This window comes from Kitasatospora sp. NPDC052896 (assembly GCF_044547075.1).
Taxonomy (GTDB): domain Bacteria; phylum Actinomycetota; class Actinomycetes; order Streptomycetales; family Streptomycetaceae; genus Kitasatospora.
Genome location: NZ_JBITZU010000007.1, coordinates 383,171 through 402,176, shown reverse-complemented (window position 1 = coordinate 402,176; position 19,006 = coordinate 383,171). Strand labels below are relative to the sequence as shown.

General features: G+C 67.1%; 9 protein-coding genes, 1 tRNA gene and 1 pseudogene. 7 read left to right on the top strand and 4 right to left on the bottom strand.

Annotated features, from left to right (window positions below; all coding sequences use genetic code 11):
* Positions 1 to 921: pseudogene (locus ACIGXM_RS18170) on the bottom strand (hypothetical protein); the annotation flags it as partial.
* Positions 922 to 1,368: 447 nt separating this feature from the next.
* Here ACIGXM_RS18170 and ACIGXM_RS18165 point away from each other — a divergent pair.
* Entirely contained in the window at positions 1,369 to 8,133 is a 6,765-nt protein-coding gene (locus ACIGXM_RS18165) for an RHS repeat domain-containing protein (protein WP_396561944.1), read from the top strand.
* Between the two features lie 674 nt (positions 8,134 to 8,807).
* On the opposite strand, the gene ACIGXM_RS18160 is transcribed toward ACIGXM_RS18165, so the two are convergent.
* Positions 8,808 to 8,879, bottom strand: a tRNA-Lys gene (locus ACIGXM_RS18160).
* Positions 8,880 to 8,978: 99 nt separating this feature from the next.
* Here ACIGXM_RS18160 and ACIGXM_RS18155 point away from each other — a divergent pair.
* The 6 genes from ACIGXM_RS18155 to ACIGXM_RS18130 all read left to right on the top strand — a co-directional run bounded on the left by ACIGXM_RS18155 (position 8,979) and on the right by ACIGXM_RS18130 (position 16,884).
* A complete protein-coding gene (locus ACIGXM_RS18155) occupies positions 8,979 to 10,439 on the top strand; it encodes a WD40 repeat domain-containing protein (protein WP_396561942.1) in 1,461 nt (486 codons plus the stop codon).
* A gap of 274 nt (positions 10,440 to 10,713) precedes the next feature.
* Positions 10,714 to 10,971 (top strand): hypothetical protein, encoded by a 258-nt coding sequence (locus tag ACIGXM_RS18150; RefSeq protein ID WP_396561940.1) that lies wholly within the window; start codon positions 10,714 to 10,716, stop codon positions 10,969 to 10,971.
* Positions 10,972 to 11,346: 375 nt separating this feature from the next.
* Positions 11,347 to 12,801 (top strand): hypothetical protein, encoded by a 1,455-nt coding sequence (locus ACIGXM_RS18145; protein WP_396561938.1) that lies wholly within the window; start codon positions 11,347 to 11,349, stop codon positions 12,799 to 12,801.
* A gap of 1,092 nt (positions 12,802 to 13,893) precedes the next feature.
* Entirely contained in the window at positions 13,894 to 14,979 is a 1,086-nt protein-coding gene (locus ACIGXM_RS18140; RefSeq protein ID WP_396561937.1) for a hypothetical protein, read from the top strand.
* A gap of 214 nt (positions 14,980 to 15,193) precedes the next feature.
* A complete protein-coding gene (locus ACIGXM_RS18135; RefSeq protein WP_396561935.1) occupies positions 15,194 to 16,444 on the top strand; it encodes an IS256 family transposase in 1,251 nt (416 codons plus the stop codon).
* Between the two features lie 5 nt (positions 16,445 to 16,449).
* The gene (locus tag ACIGXM_RS18130; RefSeq protein ID WP_396561974.1) at positions 16,450 to 16,884 is read left to right on the top strand and encodes a HEAT repeat domain-containing protein; all 435 of its coding nucleotides are present in this window, start codon (positions 16,450 to 16,452) and stop codon (positions 16,882 to 16,884) included.
* Between the two features lie 152 nt (positions 16,885 to 17,036).
* Here the strand turns inward: ACIGXM_RS18130 and ACIGXM_RS18125 are convergent, their stop codons facing one another.
* Both ACIGXM_RS18125 and ACIGXM_RS18120 read right to left on the bottom strand, forming a co-directional pair.
* The gene (locus tag ACIGXM_RS18125) at positions 17,037 to 18,308 is read right to left on the bottom strand and encodes a hypothetical protein (RefSeq protein WP_396561933.1); all 1,272 of its coding nucleotides are present in this window, start codon (positions 18,306 to 18,308) and stop codon (positions 17,037 to 17,039) included.
* Positions 18,309 to 18,345: 37 nt separating this feature from the next.
* Positions 18,346 to 18,948, bottom strand: a complete 603-nt coding sequence (locus ACIGXM_RS18120) for a plasmid partition protein (RefSeq protein WP_396561931.1) — start codon at positions 18,946 to 18,948, stop codon at positions 18,346 to 18,348.
* Between the last annotated feature and the right edge of the window lie 58 nt (positions 18,949 to 19,006).

Sequence of the window (19,006 nt, the reverse complement as noted above, 5' to 3'; positions counted from 1 at the left end):
CGCCGGATCCGGCGTGAGGGTGATCGCGCCCGGGTCGGCCTGGACGTTGAGCTTGCTGACGTGCGCGGCCTGGCCCGGGCCGTCCTTGCTGGAGGTGGCGGCGCTCGAACCGTCCACGGCCGTGGCGGGGCCGGCCGCCGCGGCCGCCGGGGCGGGAGCGGGGGTGGTGACCGGCGCGGCGGTCTGCGAGGCGGTGCCGGTCGGCGTGCTGGAGTCCCACATCACGGGTGCGGGTGCGGCGAAGGCGGGGGTGCCGTCCGCGGCCTTGACGGTCAGGTCGCCGTCCTGGTCGCTGCTGGTCTTCAGGCCGTTGCTGTTGATGGCCAGGCGCAGCGTCCTGAGCTGCGGGTTGGCGGCCGCGGCGGCGTCGTGGACGACCAGGACCTCGTGGAAGGCGCCCTGGTCGGTGACGGTCGCGTCCAGGTCCACCCCGGGCAGCACGTCGGCGTAGTGCGCGCTGTCGCCGTTGACGGTGGGCGTGGGGAGCGCGAAGGGCAGGGTGAGCGCCAGGTGGTGCCCGGCCGCGTCGGTGAAGCCGGCCAGCGGGCCGCTGCCGCCGCCGGAGAGGGTCACGCCCGAGGGGGTCGCCGCGGGGGAGAACGTGCCGTCACCGTTCTTGCCGAGCGTGGCGTTGACGGGGGTCCAGGAACCGTTCTTCTGGACCCGGATCGGCTGTTCGTTGTGGGTGACGGTCAGTGAGCCGTCGGGGTTGGCGACCGTCATGCTGGTCTCGGTGGTCAGCGCGTCGACCGTGACCTGCTTGCCAGTGGCCTTGGCCTTCGCCTGCGCCTGCTGCACCGGGCCGTTCGGGGCACCCGCCGCGCCCGGCGCGGTGGGGCTGACCACGGACCGCGACGCCGACGGCATCGCGGCGGGCGTCGGGGTGGCGGCCAGCGCCGGGACCGCGGCGGTCGCGACCACCGTGGAAAGCGCTGCTACGAGCGTGAACTGATGGCGCAGTCTGCGCCGTGACGATGGCCTGAGGCCGGGTCGCTGCACTTAAGACGTCCTTAAAGCGAGAAAAGAATTGGCAAAATTTAGGCGGAGTTTATTGGGTAGATCTTTACCCGACTCGCCCCGACGGGTGTCCGATTCGCGCGATCATGGGAGTCTTCGCCCCCCTCGTGCCTGGCCCCCCATCAGCCGTGCGGCTCCCGTGAAGGATCGCATGCCGCCGGAAGGCTATTGCGGCACCTGTTCGAATGGCAATACGGTTCCCGGCGATCAAGCCGTATGTTCGGCTCTGGGTTTGACGGTCCTTCGCGACCGATATTGTGGTGGGGGTTGCGCGTGCGTACGCGTCTTCATTGGTTCCCAGGATCTCGGGGGAGGGAGTGGGGACGTCGGGGCACCGTCGTCGGTGCCGCATTGGCGGCGCTGACGCTGGTCGTTCCGGTCGCCGCTGCCGACACCGTGGTGGGCGGGTACCAGTACAAGGGCAAGCTGTGGGCGGCGGATCCGCTCCCGGCCCAACCGACGGTCAAGGGCCATGCGGTGTCCGGCAAGGCCGCCAAGCCTGATGTGCCGGAACCGAAGGGCTCGCGGGCGCTGGAGACGCACAAGGATGCGTCCCCGTCCTGGCCCGCTGCGTCGAGCAGCACAGTGACGCTGGCGGCCGGCTCCCCGGCCGCTTCCTCTTCTCCGTCCCCGGCGCCGACACCGGTGGCGAACTCCCCGGTGTCGGTGGCGCCGGTCACCTCGCAGTCGGCACCTGCGCCGACATCGGTGCAGGTCAAGACGGCCGATCACGGTACGGCGCAGGCTGCCGACGTGAACGGTCTGCTGGTCGGCCTGTCGCGCGCCGACGGCCAGTCGGCGGCGGGCGACGTGAAGGTCTCGGTCGACTACAACTCCATCGCCCAGGCGTACGGCGGTGGCTGGGCCTCGCGCCTGCACCTGGTCTCGATGCCGGCCTGTGCGCTGACCACGCCGGACGTTCCGGCCTGCCGCACGCAGCAGCCGCTAGCGACGACCAACGACCCGGTCTCGCACAAGCTGACCGCGACCGTCGCCGTCCCGGGCACCCCGGCGCGGGCGGCGCGGGCCGCGGGAACGGCCGTGCAGGCGGACGCGACCACCCAGAACTCCGGCACCGCGGTCGCCGCGGTCGCCAGCACGGGCGGTTCGCAGGGCGACTACTCCGCGACGCCGCTCTCGGCTTCGGGAGCTTGGTCGCAGTCGTCGTCCGGTGCGTTCGAGTACAACTACCCGATCTCGGTTCCGTCGTCGTTGGGCGGCTCGGCACCGGCGGTTGGTCTGTCGTACAACTCGCAGTCGGTTGACGGCGAGACCTCGGCGCGCAATTCGCAGTCCTCGTGGATCGGTGATGGCTGGGATTACAGCCCTGGCTTCATCGAGCGCTCGTACAAGTCCTGTGCCAATGACGGGATCACGACCTCCGGTGATGAGTGCTGGGCGGGTTACAACGCCACCATCTCCCTGGGTTCCCGCACTGGCCAGCTGGTTCGCGACAGCAATGGTGTGTACCACCTGCAGAACGACGACGGTACCAAGATTGAGGATCTCTCGGGTGCGTCGAACGGCATGTGGAACGGCGAGTATTTCAAGGTCACCACGACCGACGGCACGGCCTACTACTTCGGTCTGAACCACTCCCCGGGGACGACGTCGGACCCGGCGACGAACAGTGCGTGGGGTGTGCCGGTCTACAACCCGAAGCCGGGTGACCCCTGCTACAACGCCGCGCAGGGCAACAACTCGCAGTGCTCGGCGGAGATGGGCTGGCGGTTCAACCTCGACTTCGTGGTGGACCCGAACGGCAACGTGCAGCGCTACGACTGGGCGAACGAGGCCAACTACTACAACATGGGCTACGGCCAGGTGGTCCAGTCCGGGGGCGGCGGCAAGATGACCGCCTACACCCGTGGCGGCTACCTGACCCAGATCTCCTACGGCTACAAGCTCGCCGACGAGCAGGCAGGCCACGACCCGGCTGCCAAGGTGGTCTTCAACACCGCCCAGCGCTGCACCACGTCCAGCACGGTCTGCCAGTACTCCAACCTCAACGGCACCACGGCCACCAACTGGCCGGACAGCCCGTACGACCTCAACTGCACTTCGGGGATGGCGACGTCAGGCACTGGCAGCAACGTCTGCCAGGTGGGCACTCCGACGTTCTGGTCGACCTACCGACTGCAGTCGATCAACACCTCCGTGAAGGTCGGATCGTCCTGGCAGCCAGTGGACTCCTACGCGCTGAACCAGGTGTTCTCCGACGCCGGCGGGACGATGGACCCGGTCACCGGCAGCACCGTCGACCCCAAGGACGCCGGCCAGCTGCAGTCGGTGATGTGGCTCTCCTCGATCCAGCACACCGGCCAGGACACCTCCGCCGGTGGCAGCGGTCCGATCACCCTCGACCCGGTCACCTTCACCGGTGTCGAGACGGACAACCGGGTCGACGGCCTCACCCCAGCCGCCCCGCCGCTGTTCCACCCGCGGATCTCCAGCATCCAGACCGAGTCGGGCGAGTCCATCGCGGTCACCTACCGCGCTCCGGAGTGTTCGCGGCTCAACAACCACATGCCGGCCTCGGCGGACAGCGACACGATGGCCTGCTACCAGGTCTACTGGAACACCCCGGGTGGCGTGACGCCGATCGCGGACTGGTTCCAGAAAACCTTGGTCTCGCAGGTCACCGACAACGACCTGACCAAGGCCGGCTCCCCGGCGAAGGTCACCAGCTACACCTACAGCGGTGGCGCGGCCTGGCACCGGGACGACTCGGACCTGACCGACGACCAGTACCGCACCTGGAACCAGTTCGCCGGCTACCGCACCATCACCACCACGACCGGCTCCGCTCCGGACCCGGTCACCCAGACCGCCACGTCCTACTTCCAGGGCATGGACGGCGACTACAAGGCAGACGGTACCCAGCGCAGCGTCACGCTCACCAACTCGCTCGGTGAGGGCACCACCGACAGCGTCTGGCTGGCTGGTGTGCCGCAGGAGACCGACACTTACACCCAGGCCGGCGGAACCGTCGTCGCCAAGACCCTGGCTAGCGCTCCGACCGTCACGACCACGGTCAGCTCGCCGCGTACCGCCTGGACCTCCAAGACCCCGGCCCCAGCAACGCTCTCCACCCTGCCGGCGCTGACCGCACGTCGCGTGCAATCCAGCTCCAGCCGCAAACTGAGCCTGCTGGCCAACGGGACCTGGCGCACCACCCAGACCAATACCACCAACGACAGCCTGGGCCGCCCGTCGCAGGTGGACAGCAAGGGCGACGTCTCGGTCCCCGCGCAGGAGACCTGCGCCACCACGACGTACGCGACGCCGCCGGCGAGCAACCCGATGATGCTGAGCTACCCGAGTGAGGCCATTACGGTCTCAGGGGGTTGTGGCACCACGCCCGGCAGCAGCACCACGGTGAGTGACAAGCGGTTCTTCTACGATGGCGACGGCAGCATCACCAACCCCGGCACGCTCGGCCAACTGGGCGCGAACGGCTCCACCCTGGGTCTGGTGACCGCCAGGCAGTCGGCGCAGTCCTATGACGGCTCCGGTAACCCGGTCTTCCAGACGATCGACGCGGACTCCTACGACCAGTACGGTCGCACGGTCAAGAGCCTGGACTCCGCCGGGTCCGCCACCACGACGGCCTTCGCGCCCGCGACCGGCACTCTGCCGACGGCGATGTCGACGACCAACGCGCTGAGTTGGACCGCGACCAGCACTCTCGACCCCGCCCGCGACCTGACCACCCACGCGGTGGACGCCAACGGCCGGATCACTGACACGCAGTACGACGCGCTGGGCCGGCTGACGTCCACTTGGCTGCCTGGTCGTACCAAGAGCACCCAGAGCGCGGACAAGGTGTTCAGCTACGCCGTGCACGGTGCCGGGAGCAACCCGGACCCGTCGACGGTGACGACGCAGACCCTGCGGGAGGACGGTTCCTACAGCACCGCCGTGCAGTTCTACGACGGTTTCCTGCAGGAGCGGCAGACCCAGACGACCACCGCGGACAACTCGGCGGGCCGTCTGATCTCCTCCACGCACTACGACAGCCACGGCTGGACCCACTCCACGGTCCCGTCATACGTGGACACCACCACGGGCCCCGGAACCACGATGTTCGCCGAGGTGGAGAACACTCTGCCGTCGGAAACGGTGACCGCCTATGACGGCACGGGCCGTCCGGTCAGCAGCACGCTGTACTCGAAGGCCTCGCCGCTGTGGACCGCGACCAGCGCCTACCCGGGCGCGGACGAGACCGACACCACCCCGCCACCCGGCGGTACCCCGACCAGCACGTTCACCGACGCGCTGGGTCAGACCACCTCGACGGTGGCGCACGGTGGCACGGGGATCGGTGACGTCACGACCAAGTACACCTACACTCCCGGCGGTCAGACCGCCACGGTCGCCGACAATGCCGGCAACACCTGGAGCTACACCTACGACCTGATGGATCGCAAGGTGTCGCAGAGCGATCCGGACACCGGTACGTCCACTACGACGTACGACCAGTCCGGCAACGTCGCCACCACCACCGACGGCCGCGGCCAGACCCTCTCCTACACCTACGACCTGCTCGGTCGCCAGACCGGCGAGTACACCGGTACCAACACGACCGACCAGACCCAGCAGCTGACCTCCACGGTCTACGACACGCTGGCCAAGGGCTACCCGACCTCCACCACGCGCTATGTGGGTGGTTCCGGAAGCGGTGGCAGCGCGTACGTGCAGCAGGTGAGCGGTTACAACACCGCCTACCAGCCCACCGGCAGCTCGATCACCATTCCGGCCTCGGAGGGCATGCTCGCCGGCACCTACACCACCAGTGCCACCTACACCCCGAACGTCGGTCTGCTGTCCGGCACCAGCTACAACGCTGACGGCGGCCTGTCAGCTGAGACGGTGGGCTACGGCTACAACCTCCAAGGCGGACTGGTCTCCACCGGTTCCGGACGCTTCACGCACTACCTGGACCTTGCCAACTACAGCCCGCTGGGCCAGATCGAGCAGTCCACCTACGGCAACTCCGGCGTGCAGATGCGCACCGCGCAGACGTACGACGACGCCACCGGCCGGCAGACCACCAACACGGTCAGTTTGCAGACGGCGACGACCAGCCCGATCGACAACGCCACGATGGGTTATGACCCCTCGGGCAACATCACCACCGTTTCCGATGTCCAGTCGAGTGGCGGTATCACCCAGGCTACTGACACCCAGTGCTTCGGCTATGACGGCCTGGACCGGCTGACCACCGCCTGGTCGGATACCGCGGGCATCACCAGCCCGACCGCGGGCCAGCTGGCCAAGTGCAACACCAGCACCCCAAGTCCCTCCACTATCGGCGGTCCGGCGGCGTACTGGCAGAGCTACAGCTACAACCTGCTCGGTGACCGCACCCAGCTGGTCAACCACGATGTCACCGGCAATACCGCCAACGACAGCACCCAGACCAGCACCTACCCCGGCAACGGCACGAACCCGGCCAACCAGCCGAACACCGCCACCACCATCACCACCAGCAAGCCCTCCACGGGCACCAGCACCCTCACCCCCCAGTACGACAAGGAGGGCAACACCACCAGTCGCACCACCACCGGTGCGACCGCCACCAATCAGACCTTCAGCTACGACGCCGAAGGCCGCACCGCCAGTGTCACGACCACGGCTGGCAGCAGCAACCCGCAGACCACCGGTTACCTCTACGACGCCACTGGCAGCCTGCTGATCCAACGCGAGCCGACCAGCACCGTCCTCTACCTGTTCGGCGGCGCTGAGCAGCTGACGCTCACCGGCAGCACCGTCTCCGGTCAGCGCTTCTACGACAACCCCGACGGTACGGTGATCGTCCGCTCCAGCAGCGGCACCGTCACCTACCAGCCGACCAACGCCCAGGGCACCGCGCAGATCCAGATCGACGCGTCCAGCCTGGCGGTGACCCGTCGCGCCTACGACCCGTACGGAAACCCGCGCGGCACTACTCCGAGCACTTGGGCCGACAACCGCGGCTACCTCGACCAACCCACCGACCCCGCTACGGGTCTCGACATCCTGGGAGCCCGCAACTACGACCCGGCCATCGGCCGCTTCCTCACCGCGGACCCTCTCTTCGAGGCTGGCGACCCCAACCAGATGGGCGGTTACACCTACGCCGGTAACAACCCCACCACCGGCAGCGACCCCACCGGACTGTGCAACGGTGCCTCCAAGTTCGGCTGTGACCCGAGCAACGCGCAACACGACCCGACACCCGCTTGCGACTTCGAACAGTGCCTGGACGCCTTCGGCTACGGAATCGCCAGCGTCGCGATCGGGGCAGCCTGGGAGGCCTGCGAAGACGCCAGCCTCGGAACGGCGAGCTACGCGTGCGTCGAAGCCGCCGGTGCCGCCTTCAGCGCTACCTGCGCCGCCGTGTTCGGTGACTGCGGAGCCGGGGGGGACGGCGATCCCGCTCGGGACGACGACACCGAACACGGCGACGGCATGGCACCACACAACGGCACCCACGACGGCGACCTGGTAGGCCCCGACGACTCCACGGTGCAGCCAACGGACCCCACCACCGGCACCGCCAGTAAGGGCGGAGCCGAAGGGCACGCCACAGGCCGCGGCAGGTCGCGTGGTTCGTCCACCCGTGGTCGGAGCCCCAGCCGTGGTCGGACGAGTAGCCGCGGAGCACGGGCTTCACGTAGTAGTTCAGAAGGGAATCTGGCGCAGACGGGCGGCTCATCATTCCGCCGGCCTCGGAGTGAGATCGACTTCGAGACGGATTGGGCAGATCACGCCTACAATCGGATTCGTTCGGATCCGCAACTGGAATCTGTGACGCAGACCGCAGCCCCTCATGGATTTTCCTCGAGCGATATCGAACAGATTTATAGCCATCTGTTCATTGAAGAGCATGAGTTGGATAACGGACTGATGCGATTCGATGCGAATCCGCGGATCGCTCGTGCCTGGGAGAGGCTCCAGGACGGCGTGCCGCACCCGACCGATATCGAGCTTCTGAGGCATGAAATCTACGAATCATCCTGGATGCGTGATAATGGTAATCAGAACTATGTCATGGCTCATCAGGCCACGCTCGATGCCGGCTTCGCTTGGGATGAATTTGGACCTGAAGCGGATGGTATATCCTACCGGTGAGCTTTCTGAGGGACGGAGACATCGTGGGGTCTGCGGTTACGATCATCAAGCGGCTGGCTGGCCGCAATGGCGTTGTGTACGAGTGGACACGGGATGACGGCTCGGCGGGCCATGTCCTTGTCGACGAAGGAAATCAACTAATCCGACCGTGTAACGTGGCTGGGGAAGTCGTCGGCGATATGTCTATCCGCAAGAGTGTCGGGAACGTAGAAAATCCAGATGCGGCAACGAGGGCGAAGTTCATCGTCGTCGCTGCCGCGATCTTCCAAGACTGGGGTCACCAAGGATCCCTTCCTGACGTTATCAGTCGCAGCTTTGGGTAGCCAGGTCCATCAAGTCCCACTGTTTTGGGTGTATCGAAAAGTGCTTGAGGGCTTGTCAATAGTCGGCCCGGCTGAATGGTCAACTATCGCTGGCCGATGACGCTCAGGACGCCCGGACCATCACCAAGGTCCGGGCGTCACTGCACTGACGCCATCCTTGGCCCCAGTGCACGACTGCCGCTCGATCTGGTCTATCTGGCGAGGGCGAGGTTGTGATGTCCGAGCAACGCCTGGCCCCCGCCGTTACGCGGCGTGTCTCATGACGCCCCTTCGCGAGCCCTCGAGTGCTTTTGTCATCGTGAACGACTGTGGGCTCCTTCGCAGAAGCGAAGGAGCCCACAGCCTCACAGGTGCGCCGCCAGGGACTCGAACCCCGGACCCGCTGATTAAGAGTCAGCTGCTCTAGCCAACTGAGCTAGCGGCAATGGCCATGACTTACACATCATCAACTTTCCGCAGCCGAGCCAACCTCGTGAATAGTTACAATAAAGTAGGTCGGGCTGCTATCACGCTGGGATCCTCATGCTTGACTACAGCCCCGCCCCGTTCTATTCGGCGCAGACTTTCGGCCGAAATGGTGAACTGGTCGTGGAAGTGGACATTTCGGGCAAATGTACGGTTTGGAATACTGATTCCGGTGCTGTGGTGGCGAGCGTGAGGATCCCTGTGGGTAGGGTGACGTCGCTCGCGTTCGCCCCCGGGGACGCGAGCGAGACCGTCGCGATTGGAGATCACCTGGGAAACGTCAGCCTGTGGCACTTCGGCCGGGAATTGGTCGAGAGCTGGCCTGGCCATGAGCTTGAGGTCCGCGCTCTTGCCTGGTCGACCGATGGGCGCCGGCTCTGTTCGGGCGGAGCTGACGGTAGGGCCTGTGTCTGGGAGGCCGAAACCGGTCGGCTGCTTCAGCGCGTAGATGCGGCCGATCCTGCCGAGCCGTTTGGCCGGTCGGTACGGGCGCTCGCTTTCCACCCCGATGGTGAACACTTCGTTGTAGGCACACACAGCGGCCTTGTGAGATTCTGGCATATGGAGAGCGGATCGCCCGCGACAGTTCTACAGGCCCGGGGGGAGTGGGTGGATTCGGCAGCTATTTCGCAGGCAGGTGATGTGCTGGCTGTGGCCGGCCGGAGCGCGGCGCAGGTCTGGAATATCCCGGCCGGCACATCGATCGGCCGGTTTAGTGATGGTGCTGGATTTGTCACCTGGGTAGCGATCAGTCCGGATGGAGCGCACGTTGCGACTGCGGGTCACGACCGTGTGGTACGAATCTGGAACTCTCACACGGCGGAACTCGAGAAGCAACTGCTCGGCCTTAATGGCTGGGTGAGTGCGATCGAGTACTCATCCGACGGTCGGCAGGTCCTGGCCTGTGACGGTGACGGAGTGGCTGCCCGATGGGAGAGTGCAACGGGAGTGAAACTGTCGAGAAGTCGCCGATTGGCGGCGCCTCTCAAGGGTGAACGCCCGCCGATCGATGAGCGGCCGTTGCGCGAGTGGGAGGTGGCGGCTGCTCGCTTCAATTGGTCGGAGTTGCGCTGCGGTTGCAGGCGAGGGGCTCGTCATGTACCTGGCAGTTTTGCGGAGCTGGTCGCTGCTACGACCCCAGAGGAGGCGTCGGGCGCCGGGCTGGTTGACGATGTTACGCGGCACGGGCTTCTGTTCGAGGCGGCCGTGCCGATGGTTTCAGTGATCATCGCTGCATTGGAGCACGAGGAGCTGGCTGCCCCGGCTCGGCTGCGGATGCTGGCTTTGCTGAGCTCGTTCGTCGGCGGGGAGTCGGACTCGACCGAGGTGGCCAATGGGCGGCCCGATCTGGAAGTTGAGTGCTGTGAGGCGGCTGAGCCCGCCATGGCCTTGTTGTACGAGGAGCTCGCGAACGAGAAGTGCCCAGGGGGAGGCGAATTTGCTTTTGAAATCTTGGAGGAACTCGGCGAAGATCCAGAGGAACTAGAGGTGATTCGAGAGTCTGGACGGAAAATCTAACCTGCCTTCAAGAAGGTAGGGGTCAAAATTGCTGGCCGTCTGTCATTCCGTCTACCTTCCCGGACAACCGGATTTTCCGAGGTCGCGGCGGCTGTATTTTCAACTGATCACGCCGGAGGAAGAGCCGATCGCACCTCCGGAAGAGCCACTGATTCCCCCGGTCGAGTAGGCGGACCGGATTCTCAGAGGAGATGACGTGGCACCACGGCAACCGTGGTGCCACGTCATGGCCCCGGGGTCCATGGCCCGTGTTGCCCTGCGGTATACTCGCGACATGCCAAGTTTCCCTCCCCTGAATGACCATGTGCCCAGTCGCGAGGAATTCGTCGCTTTCGTCGAGAGACTGCGCGACGATTTCCTGGAGCGTGGAGATGAGTGGGAGAATAAAACCCTAGACAGCTTTCTTGGGGCATTGGCTGCATGGGCGGACGCTTCTCCTGGCTGGTACCGTAACTTCCAGCAGGACATGCCGGAGAGCGGCGACTGGACATTCTTCGCGCGAGCCCTGGATGCCGCCACCGTCTACGAATGAGCCACCCCTGACCGGATGTCGACGACGCCATCACCCCGGAGTAACCCTAAGGCTGTTGCAAGGTCAGCGTAATCCTGCGAAAGGGCTGGTCGGCAGGGGTGTAACCAAGTAGACCCGAAGCTCCGTTGAGGCGAGTGACCTTTCAAGTCGCTTGCTGACAACGGAGCTTCAAAGCGTTGTGAGTCTGCCACGCCCACACCCGTGCCGCTCTGCGTCGTCACCGGTCCGGAGACGCGGGTGAAAGGCGGTGGCCCGGTTGACTATCACGCTGCGGCTGCCGTCGTGCGGGACACTTACAGCACGATTGACGGGCCGTATCCGGCTGTTCGGGCAACACGACTTTCGCCGTTCGATGTGGCGGCATAAGGTACGCCGGTGACACGTCGCCCAACCCCGAACACCCTCTTCGCCCTGCTCGCCGGCACGGTGATGGCCGCGCTCATGGCAGTCCGGCTCTTCCTGCCGAGCCCGATCGGCATGGCCGACAACGGCGACGGCCCGAGCCGGATGTGTGCGCTGAACCTCTCGGTGCGGCCCACTCCCGGGCACGACTGGATGTTCAGCTACGTGAACTTCGGCTACGACACGGCCAAGCCAGGCGCCTGCAACTCGACCAACACCTACCCGGGCAGCGGCTCCTGGCTGCCGGAGCTGGCCCGCCCGCTCAGCCACTGGCTGGGCTTCCACGCGGCGTTCGACCTGCGGGCGCTCGCGGTGCTCTGCTGCCTGCTCAGTGGTGTCGCGTTCGCGGTGTTCGCGGCCGCGCTGCGCGGTCCGTGGCTCGCCCGGGTCCTGGTGTGCGCGCTGCTCTTCGTGGTGGCCGCGGACTCCGCGATCGCCGAGTACGACGCCTCGCCGTTCAGCGAGGTGGCCGGCGTCAACGGGCTGCTGCTGGCGACGGCGGGCGCCGTGCACCTCGGCGGCTCGGGGCGGGCCCGGCGGTACGGGCTGGCGCTGTTCACGGTCGGGTCGGTGCTGACGATCGCCTCGAAGACCCAGGCGGCGACCATGACCGTCCCGCTGGTCGCTCTGCTGCTCGCCTGCCGGGTGCCGCTGGGGCGGCTGTCCGCCCGTGTGCTGCCGCTGCTGGCCGCGGCCGTCCTGTTGGCGACCGGTGCCCTGACCTTCCAGTACCAGATGCAGTCGTTCAAGGAGATCAACCGAACCGAGATGATCTTCGACGGGGTGCTGACGCACACCTCGAATCCGGCCAAGGCCGCGGTCGAACTCGGGCTGCCGGCCGACTTCGCCAAGTACACCGGTCTGAACTGGTGGGGCCCGGTGGCACCCGAGAAGGACCCGCGCTGGCCCGAGGTCCGCGGCCGGATGACCTATCAGAACATCGCCGGGTACCTGGTTCGACACCCCGCCGTCACGGCCCGGATAGCGCTCGGCGGCGCGGACGACCTCGCCGCGTCCCGGCCGCCGAACCTCGGCTCCTACCCGGTCGCGGCGGGCCGGCCGGCCGGGGCCAAGGAGTCCCGGGTGGCGCTCTACACCTGGTTCCTGCGTCATGTCGGCGGAGTCGGCGTACTGGTCCTCGAGTTCGCCCTCGCGGCCCTCGCCGTCCGCTGGTACCGCCGGGCCGGTGCCAACCCGCGCCGGCGGGCGTTCGCGGCCGCCCTGGTGGCGATGGCCGCAGTCACCGCGGTGGAGTTCCTGACCGCGGTCTACGGCGAGGCGATCGAGAACACCAAGCACCTGGTGTACGCCATCCTGACCACCGGCCTGGTGTTCGTGCTCGCCGCGGCCACCGCCTGGTGCAGCCCCGAGCCCGAACCGACGGCCAAGAACCCCCTCGCCCGTCCGCGAAAGCCGGCCCGGGTATAGCGGCCGAACGCCGACGCCAGCATTGGCCGGGCGTGGGGAGGCCACGTCCAGCCGGCCTCAGAGCCCTGGGCGCGCAGCGCAGAGAGGGCCGCCAGGTCCGGCTGGGGCCAGCGTGGCCGGCCCGGCCTCGGCCCCGAGAAAAGGGTGGCGGTGTACGAGGGCTACCTCCTCGACGACCTGGTCACCCAGGAGGTGACCTCGCACGACACCCCGGAGCAGGCCGCCCTGACCGTCCATCCGGCGTACCTGCGGAACCCGTAGCCGGCGCCCGTGCCAGCCGCCGGGCCCGGACTTCCGGCTCGGTGTCGGGTCCACGCCGACCCTGGAGGCCCGCGGTCGGCTGGCAGCCACCTGGGCAAGCTGCAGCAGGTGAGTCGGCCGCCGAGCTGCGGGACCTACTGGCGCAGGGCCCGGCCGTGCTGAGTAAGGACCACACGATCACCCACGAAGTCCGGATCAATCTCGCCAACTTCTTGATCACACAGGGCCAACCGGCTGAGGCAACGGAGCTCGCGCTGGCCGGGTCGCGCTGTCGGCCCGTCTCGGCAAACTCGGCCTGACGGTCTGGGATGCCAAGCTCAAGGCTCGCACCGCCCAGGGCCGCCATCGTGAGGCGGCCGGCGACGCCAATGAGTTGCGGGCGAGGGGCCCAAGTGGGCGGCGAGAGTGACATCCGTACGCTGAGGATCGGCTCCGACCGGTTCTTTCCCGGCACGATCAGCGGCCTCCAGGCCTGGAACTACGCCCTGACCACCGCGGGTCATTGCCCTCTACCAGCAGATCACCCCATTCACTGACTCACCCGCAGCCGAAGGCCGCACTTTTCAGCCGTGGCCCTGCCCCCGACAGCCCCGCCGGGGGGCAGTGCCACCCGCTTTCCAAGATGCAGAGGTCGTCACGAAGCACGCTTGCCCGAGGTAGCCCTGCGATCGCAAGCGCGTACTACCTATACTGGCGCGGATCTTCATCATTCGAACGGATATCCGTAATGTCCCCGTGTGAAAGAAATATCGCGCTATGACGACGGTCAGCCATGCTCGGCGCGCGCCGGCGCCACACAGGACGTCCAGTCCACGACGCGATCTCCAAGCCATGGCGTTGTCGGCGGCACCCGCGATGGCCGGCTACCTGCTGGTGCGCCTGATCGGGATCGGCATCCTCTGGGGCTGGGCCAGATCCGAACACCAGAGCCTCCTGCGCCAGCTTGCCCATAAGTGGGACTCGATCTGGTACCTGGGCATCATCGAGCACGGCTACGACCACGGCCACCCGCTCCAGAGCAACCTCGCCTTCTTCCCGCTCTACCCGGAACTGAGCAAGGCACTGGCAACCGTGTCACCCTTGGGCACCGCCGCCACCGCTGTGGCGCTCGCCTGGGTCGGCGGGCTCGCGGCGGCCTGGGGCATGTACGCCATCGGGCGCCGACTGTACGACCACCGCACCGGTGTGCTGCTCGCCGTGCTCTGGGGCGTCATACCCCACGCCATCACCGAGTCGATGGCCTACACCGAGAGCCTCTTCACCGCCCTGTGCGCCTGGACTCTCTACGCTCTACTGAACCGCCGATGGCTGACCGCGGGCACGCTCTGCCTGCTCGCCGGCCTCTCCCGCCCCACCGCCTCAGCGCTCGTACCAGTCGTCTGCCTCGCCGCACTGATCGCCATCGTCCGCCGCCGTGACGGCTGGCGCCCCTACCTCGCACTCGTCCTGGCACCGATCGGCTGGCTCGGCTACCTGCTCTGGGTCGGCCTGCGCGTGCACCAGCTCGACGGCTGGTTCCACATCCAGGACAAGGGCTGGGGATCGAGTTGGGACGGCGGCAGCTACACCCTCACCACGGCCAAGCAGATCCTCACCCACCCGAACGACCTCGAGTACTACGCCGTCACCGTCATCCTGGTCCTCGCGGTCATGCTCTTCGCGCTCAGCCTGTTCGACCGCCAACCCTGGCCGCTTCTACTCTTCAGTGCACTCCTCCTGGCCACCTCGCTCGGCGGCGCCGGATTTTACCACTCCAAGGCCCGTTTCCTGGTGGCTGCCTTCCCGCTGCTCCTGCCGGGCGCGGTGGGTCTCGCCAAGGCGCGGAAGAGCACGATGCTCGTCGTCCTGGCCACTCTCACCCTGATCTCGGGTTACTTCGGCGGCTACCTCCTGCTGGTCTGGAATCGCTCCCCGTAATGCGGCCGTGTGCTTGCCAGGGCCGTGGGCGGCACGCCTCGGTCCACCCGAAGTACGCCGAGGTGGCGGGGCAGGATTCCGGCTCTGTTCCGGAGCAATGCTGGAGACCTGTGGATCAGTGCCAGCAGGCACGCGGAAGGCGTACCTTCCCGAATGATCCTTTGATGGTCTCCGAGTAGGCCCGCGTTGCAGCGCGGGTCGGGAAGGCACGCCCATGCTCAGCGTAGTCACCGACGACGGCTCCACACAGTCCGGCTCCCTGATCGACGAGATCGTCCGCGAGGGCGCCCGGCGGATGCTGGCCGCCGCGCTGGAGGCGGAAGTCAACCAGTACATAGCCGAGTTGACGGCCGAGACCGACGAGCGTGGTCGGCGCCTGGTGGTCCGGAACGGCCACCACCGGCCCCGGACAGTGGTCACCGCCGCCGGACCGGTCGAGGTCAGGGCCCCGCGGGTGAACGACCGCCGCGTCGACGACGCCACCGGCGAGCGCAAGCGGTTCTCCTCGAAGATCCTGGCGCCGTGGTGCCGTAAGTCGCCGAAGATCTCCGAGGTGCTGCCGCTGCTCTACCTGCACGGCCTGTCGTCCGGCGACTTCGTCCCCGCGCTGGAGCAGTTCCTCGGCGGCACCGCCGGCCTCTCCCCGGCCACCGTCACCCGGCTGACGAAGCAGTGGGGCGAGGACCACGCCGCCTTCCAGGACCGCGACCTGTCCGACCGCGACTTCGTCTACGTGTGGGCCGACGGCGTGCACCCGAAGGTCCGGCTCGGGCAGGCGCACTCGTGCGTCCTGGTCCTGCTCGGCGTCCGCCTGGACGGCACGAAGGAGCTGATCGCGCTGGCCGAGGGGCTGCGGGAGTCGACAGAGTCGTGGGCCGACCTGCTGCGAGACTGCCGCCGTCGTGGCATGCGCGACCCCGAGCTGGTGGTCGGCGACGGCGCCATGGGCCTTTGGCGGGCGCTGGCCGAGGTGTTCCCGGCCGCCAGGCCGCAGAGGTGCTGGGTTCACAAGTCCCGCAACGTCACCAACTGCCTGCCCAAGTCCGCCCAGCCCGGGGCAGTGAAGGCGATGCAGGAGATCTACAACGCCGAGGACAGGACCCACGCCGAGAAAGCGATCGAGGCGTTCGCGAAGACCTACGGCGCCAAGTTCCCCAAAGCCGTCGCGAAGGTCACCGACGACAGGGACGAGCTGCTGGCGTTCTACGACTTCCCGGCCGAGCACTGGATCCACCTACGGACCACCAATCCCATCGAGTCGACCTTCTCCACGGTCAAGCTCCGCACCAAGGTCACCCGCGGTGCGGGCAGCCCGGCGGCGGCGCTGGCGATGGTGTTCAAGCTGGTCGAGTCCGCTCAGGCGCGATGGCGCGCGATCACCGGAGCTCACCTGGTGTCCCTGGTCCGCGCCGGCGCTCGCTTCGAGAACGGCGTCCTGGTCGAGCGGTCCGAGGTGGCGGCGTGAACGACATGATCACGGCGCTGGAAGCGCTGACCGACCGCGATCCGAACCGTCGGGATGTCGCCGCCGACGCCCTCGGGGACCTCCTGCGCGGCACCGCACTCGACACGGAAACCGCTCGCCTGCTCGTCGGACGCCTGGTCAGCCTGGCCGTCAACGATCCGGAGACCAAGGTCCGCGAGTCCGCACTGAACTCCATCAGCGAGGCCTTCAACCACCACCGCCTGCCCCTGGACCTCGTCGAACCGCTGGCGATCGTCATGCCGACGATGGAGCCCGAGCTACTCGAACACGCCCTCTACATCCTCGGCTCCACCCACGACCCACGGGCCCTGCCGCTGATCGAGCCGTTCCTCCACCACCCCGACCAGCGGGTACGTGAAGACGCCCGGCTCGCGGCAACCGAGATCACTGCGTCGGAAGGCCCCACCCACAACTATTGACTATTGCTCGTTCCGTAATCGGTGGTAGCGCTATGTGGTGACACGGGAAGAGGATGCGGTGGCGGAGCTAGGAGCGACAGCTGGCCCCCGGGGGCGACTCAGGCGCGTTGTCCCGTCCACCCCCACGAGGCTCAACTGAGTGCCAACGCTCCTCAACGCGTGTCCGCCTGGCTCAGGACTTGCGAGCCGCCTGCTTCTTGCGCGGAAGGGGGCTGCTCGGACTGTCCAGTCGCATCAGCAGCTACGGTCGCGAGTCCCCAGTCGACGGTCACGCCGTCGCCGAAAGGTTTGAGCAGCTGGATTGCGACGGCCAGTCGGTTGATGGCCTGTGTAGCCAACCACCCTGCCAAGGCGTGCCTTTCAGGAGTGGCGGGGGCGATCCGTGGAAGCGCGAGGTCGCGTTGGACCGCGACCAGGCGGTCGAGAACGCCTTGAAGCACGTCGACCGCGTCGGGAATCCCTGTGCCTGCGGCTTCGCCATCGCGTCCCGACCGAGGGGCAACGAAGTCCGGCACACCTTCCTGCGCCTGGTCCTGCGCAAAATTTTGCAGAAGGGGCCGTGCAGCCGATGGCGTCGGCTCGGTGAAGGGAGTTTCGGAGGTCTGGGCAGCGGCTGTTGCGGTTTCATCATCGGGCTTCGGCCCGGGAGTGGCAGCGCTCGGCGTCGTCGCGTGCTCCTGGCCGTCTGCAAAATTTTGCAGACGGCAGTCTTCGGCGGGTGAAGGTGGCTCGGCTTCCTCGCTTGCGGGGAGCGCGGGTCGGGCTGACGCCGCTTTGGTGGCGCGTGGCAGGGCTTTGGTGGTGATGAGTTGCCGTGCGGTGTCGGTGAATGCGGTGCCCTCGGCCTGTTCGTTGGTCTTCTTCATCACGGCCTTGACGATTTTGATGACGATGCCGGCGGTGAGTCGCACGTTCTCGGTGTCGGCGCAGGTGCGCAGCTGTTGGTACATGTCGGTGGCGGCGTCCAGGCCGTGGCGGTTGGCGATGGGCAGTAGGGCGCGGGTGTGGGAGGCGGTGACGGGTTTGCCGATGGCCTGGCTGAGGTGTTCGGCGAGTGGCCATTCGGCGATCAGCTGGTAGGCGGCGCGCACGCTCATCTCCCACCGCTCCTGGACGTAGTCCTCGAAGGTGGAGTGCGTTTCCCGGTAGAGGAGGCCGTCGCGGATTGCTTGGAGTGCCTTGCCGGCGAGCCAGGCGGCGGTGGCGAGGTTCTCGACGGCTCGTTCGCAGGTGGCGAGGTCGTGGATCTCGCCGGGGGCGAGGGGACCGGATGTGTCGGTGGGGGACGGTGTGGGGATCATCTCGGAGGTGATGACCAGGTCGGCCGGGCGGCCGGTGGGACGCAGGGGGATCACCTGGCCCGTTTCGCCGGTCTGTTGGGTTTGGCGGGCGCGGAGGGCGGAGGCGCTGTCGGTCGTGTTCATCGCTGGGTCTCCGGGGTGGGCAGGAGGTTGCGGTGGATCATTTCGGTGACGAGTTCGTCGTAGGCGGATCCGCGGGCCGTGATGGGGCGGAGGATCGACTGGGCATACGCCTGGAGTTGGGGATGACGGTGGTGAAGACGTTCCAGCCCTTGTCACGCGGGTAGTTGCGGTGGTCGTTGATCGCTTTGGTGCCCGTCTGGGCGCGGTTGAGCAGGATCCACGTGGTGGGCGGGGTGCCGTCGGGGCGTAGGACGTCGACTTCGTCGATCAGGGCACGCATCGGCAGGCGCTCGATGCGGTCGATGTCGGCGATGGTGGGCGCGGAGTTGAGGATGGCGAGGTCGGCGACCCGGAGGACGGACTGGACGATCCGGCGGTGGTCTTCGGCGTGGCCGCAGTCGACAACGGCGACTTCCCCGGGCGCCACGGTGGGCGGGACGTTCTTGTGGAAAAGCGGGGAGGCCTGCTGCTGGACGGGGAAGGGGAAGCCGCCGACGCAGGCGTCCCACTCGGAGAGTTGGAGGCTGTAGTCGGCCTCGATGGCGCAGACCGGGAAGCCGCGCTCATGCAGGGCGTGGGCGTGCCAGCCGACGGACGTGGTCTTCCCGGCCGTCCGGGGGCTGATATGGGCAACGATCATGTCAGGTGGTCTCTCTGCTGGTCTCGGAGCGGGCGGAGTGGTTGTCTCGTGCCGAGCG

Coding starts and splice junctions, on each gene's coding strand:
- ACIGXM_RS18155 (WP_396561942.1), top strand. CDS start 8,979: ATGCTTGACTACAGCCCCGCCCCGTTCTATTCGGCGCAGACTTTCGGC.
- ACIGXM_RS18150 (WP_396561940.1), top strand. CDS start 10,714: ATGCCAAGTTTCCCTCCCCTGAATGACCATGTGCCCAGTCGCGAGGAA.
- ACIGXM_RS18140 (WP_396561937.1), top strand. CDS start 13,894: ATGGCGTTGTCGGCGGCACCCGCGATGGCCGGCTACCTGCTGGTGCGC.
- ACIGXM_RS18135 (WP_396561935.1), top strand. CDS start 15,194: ATGCTCAGCGTAGTCACCGACGACGGCTCCACACAGTCCGGCTCCCTG.
- ACIGXM_RS18130 (WP_396561974.1), top strand. CDS start 16,450: ATGATCACGGCGCTGGAAGCGCTGACCGACCGCGATCCGAACCGTCGG.
- ACIGXM_RS18125 (WP_396561933.1), bottom strand. CDS start 18,308: ATGAACACGACCGACAGCGCCTCCGCCCTCCGCGCCCGCCAAACCCAA.
- ACIGXM_RS18120 (WP_396561931.1), bottom strand. CDS start 18,948: ATGATCGTTGCCCATATCAGCCCCCGGACGGCCGGGAAGACCACGTCC.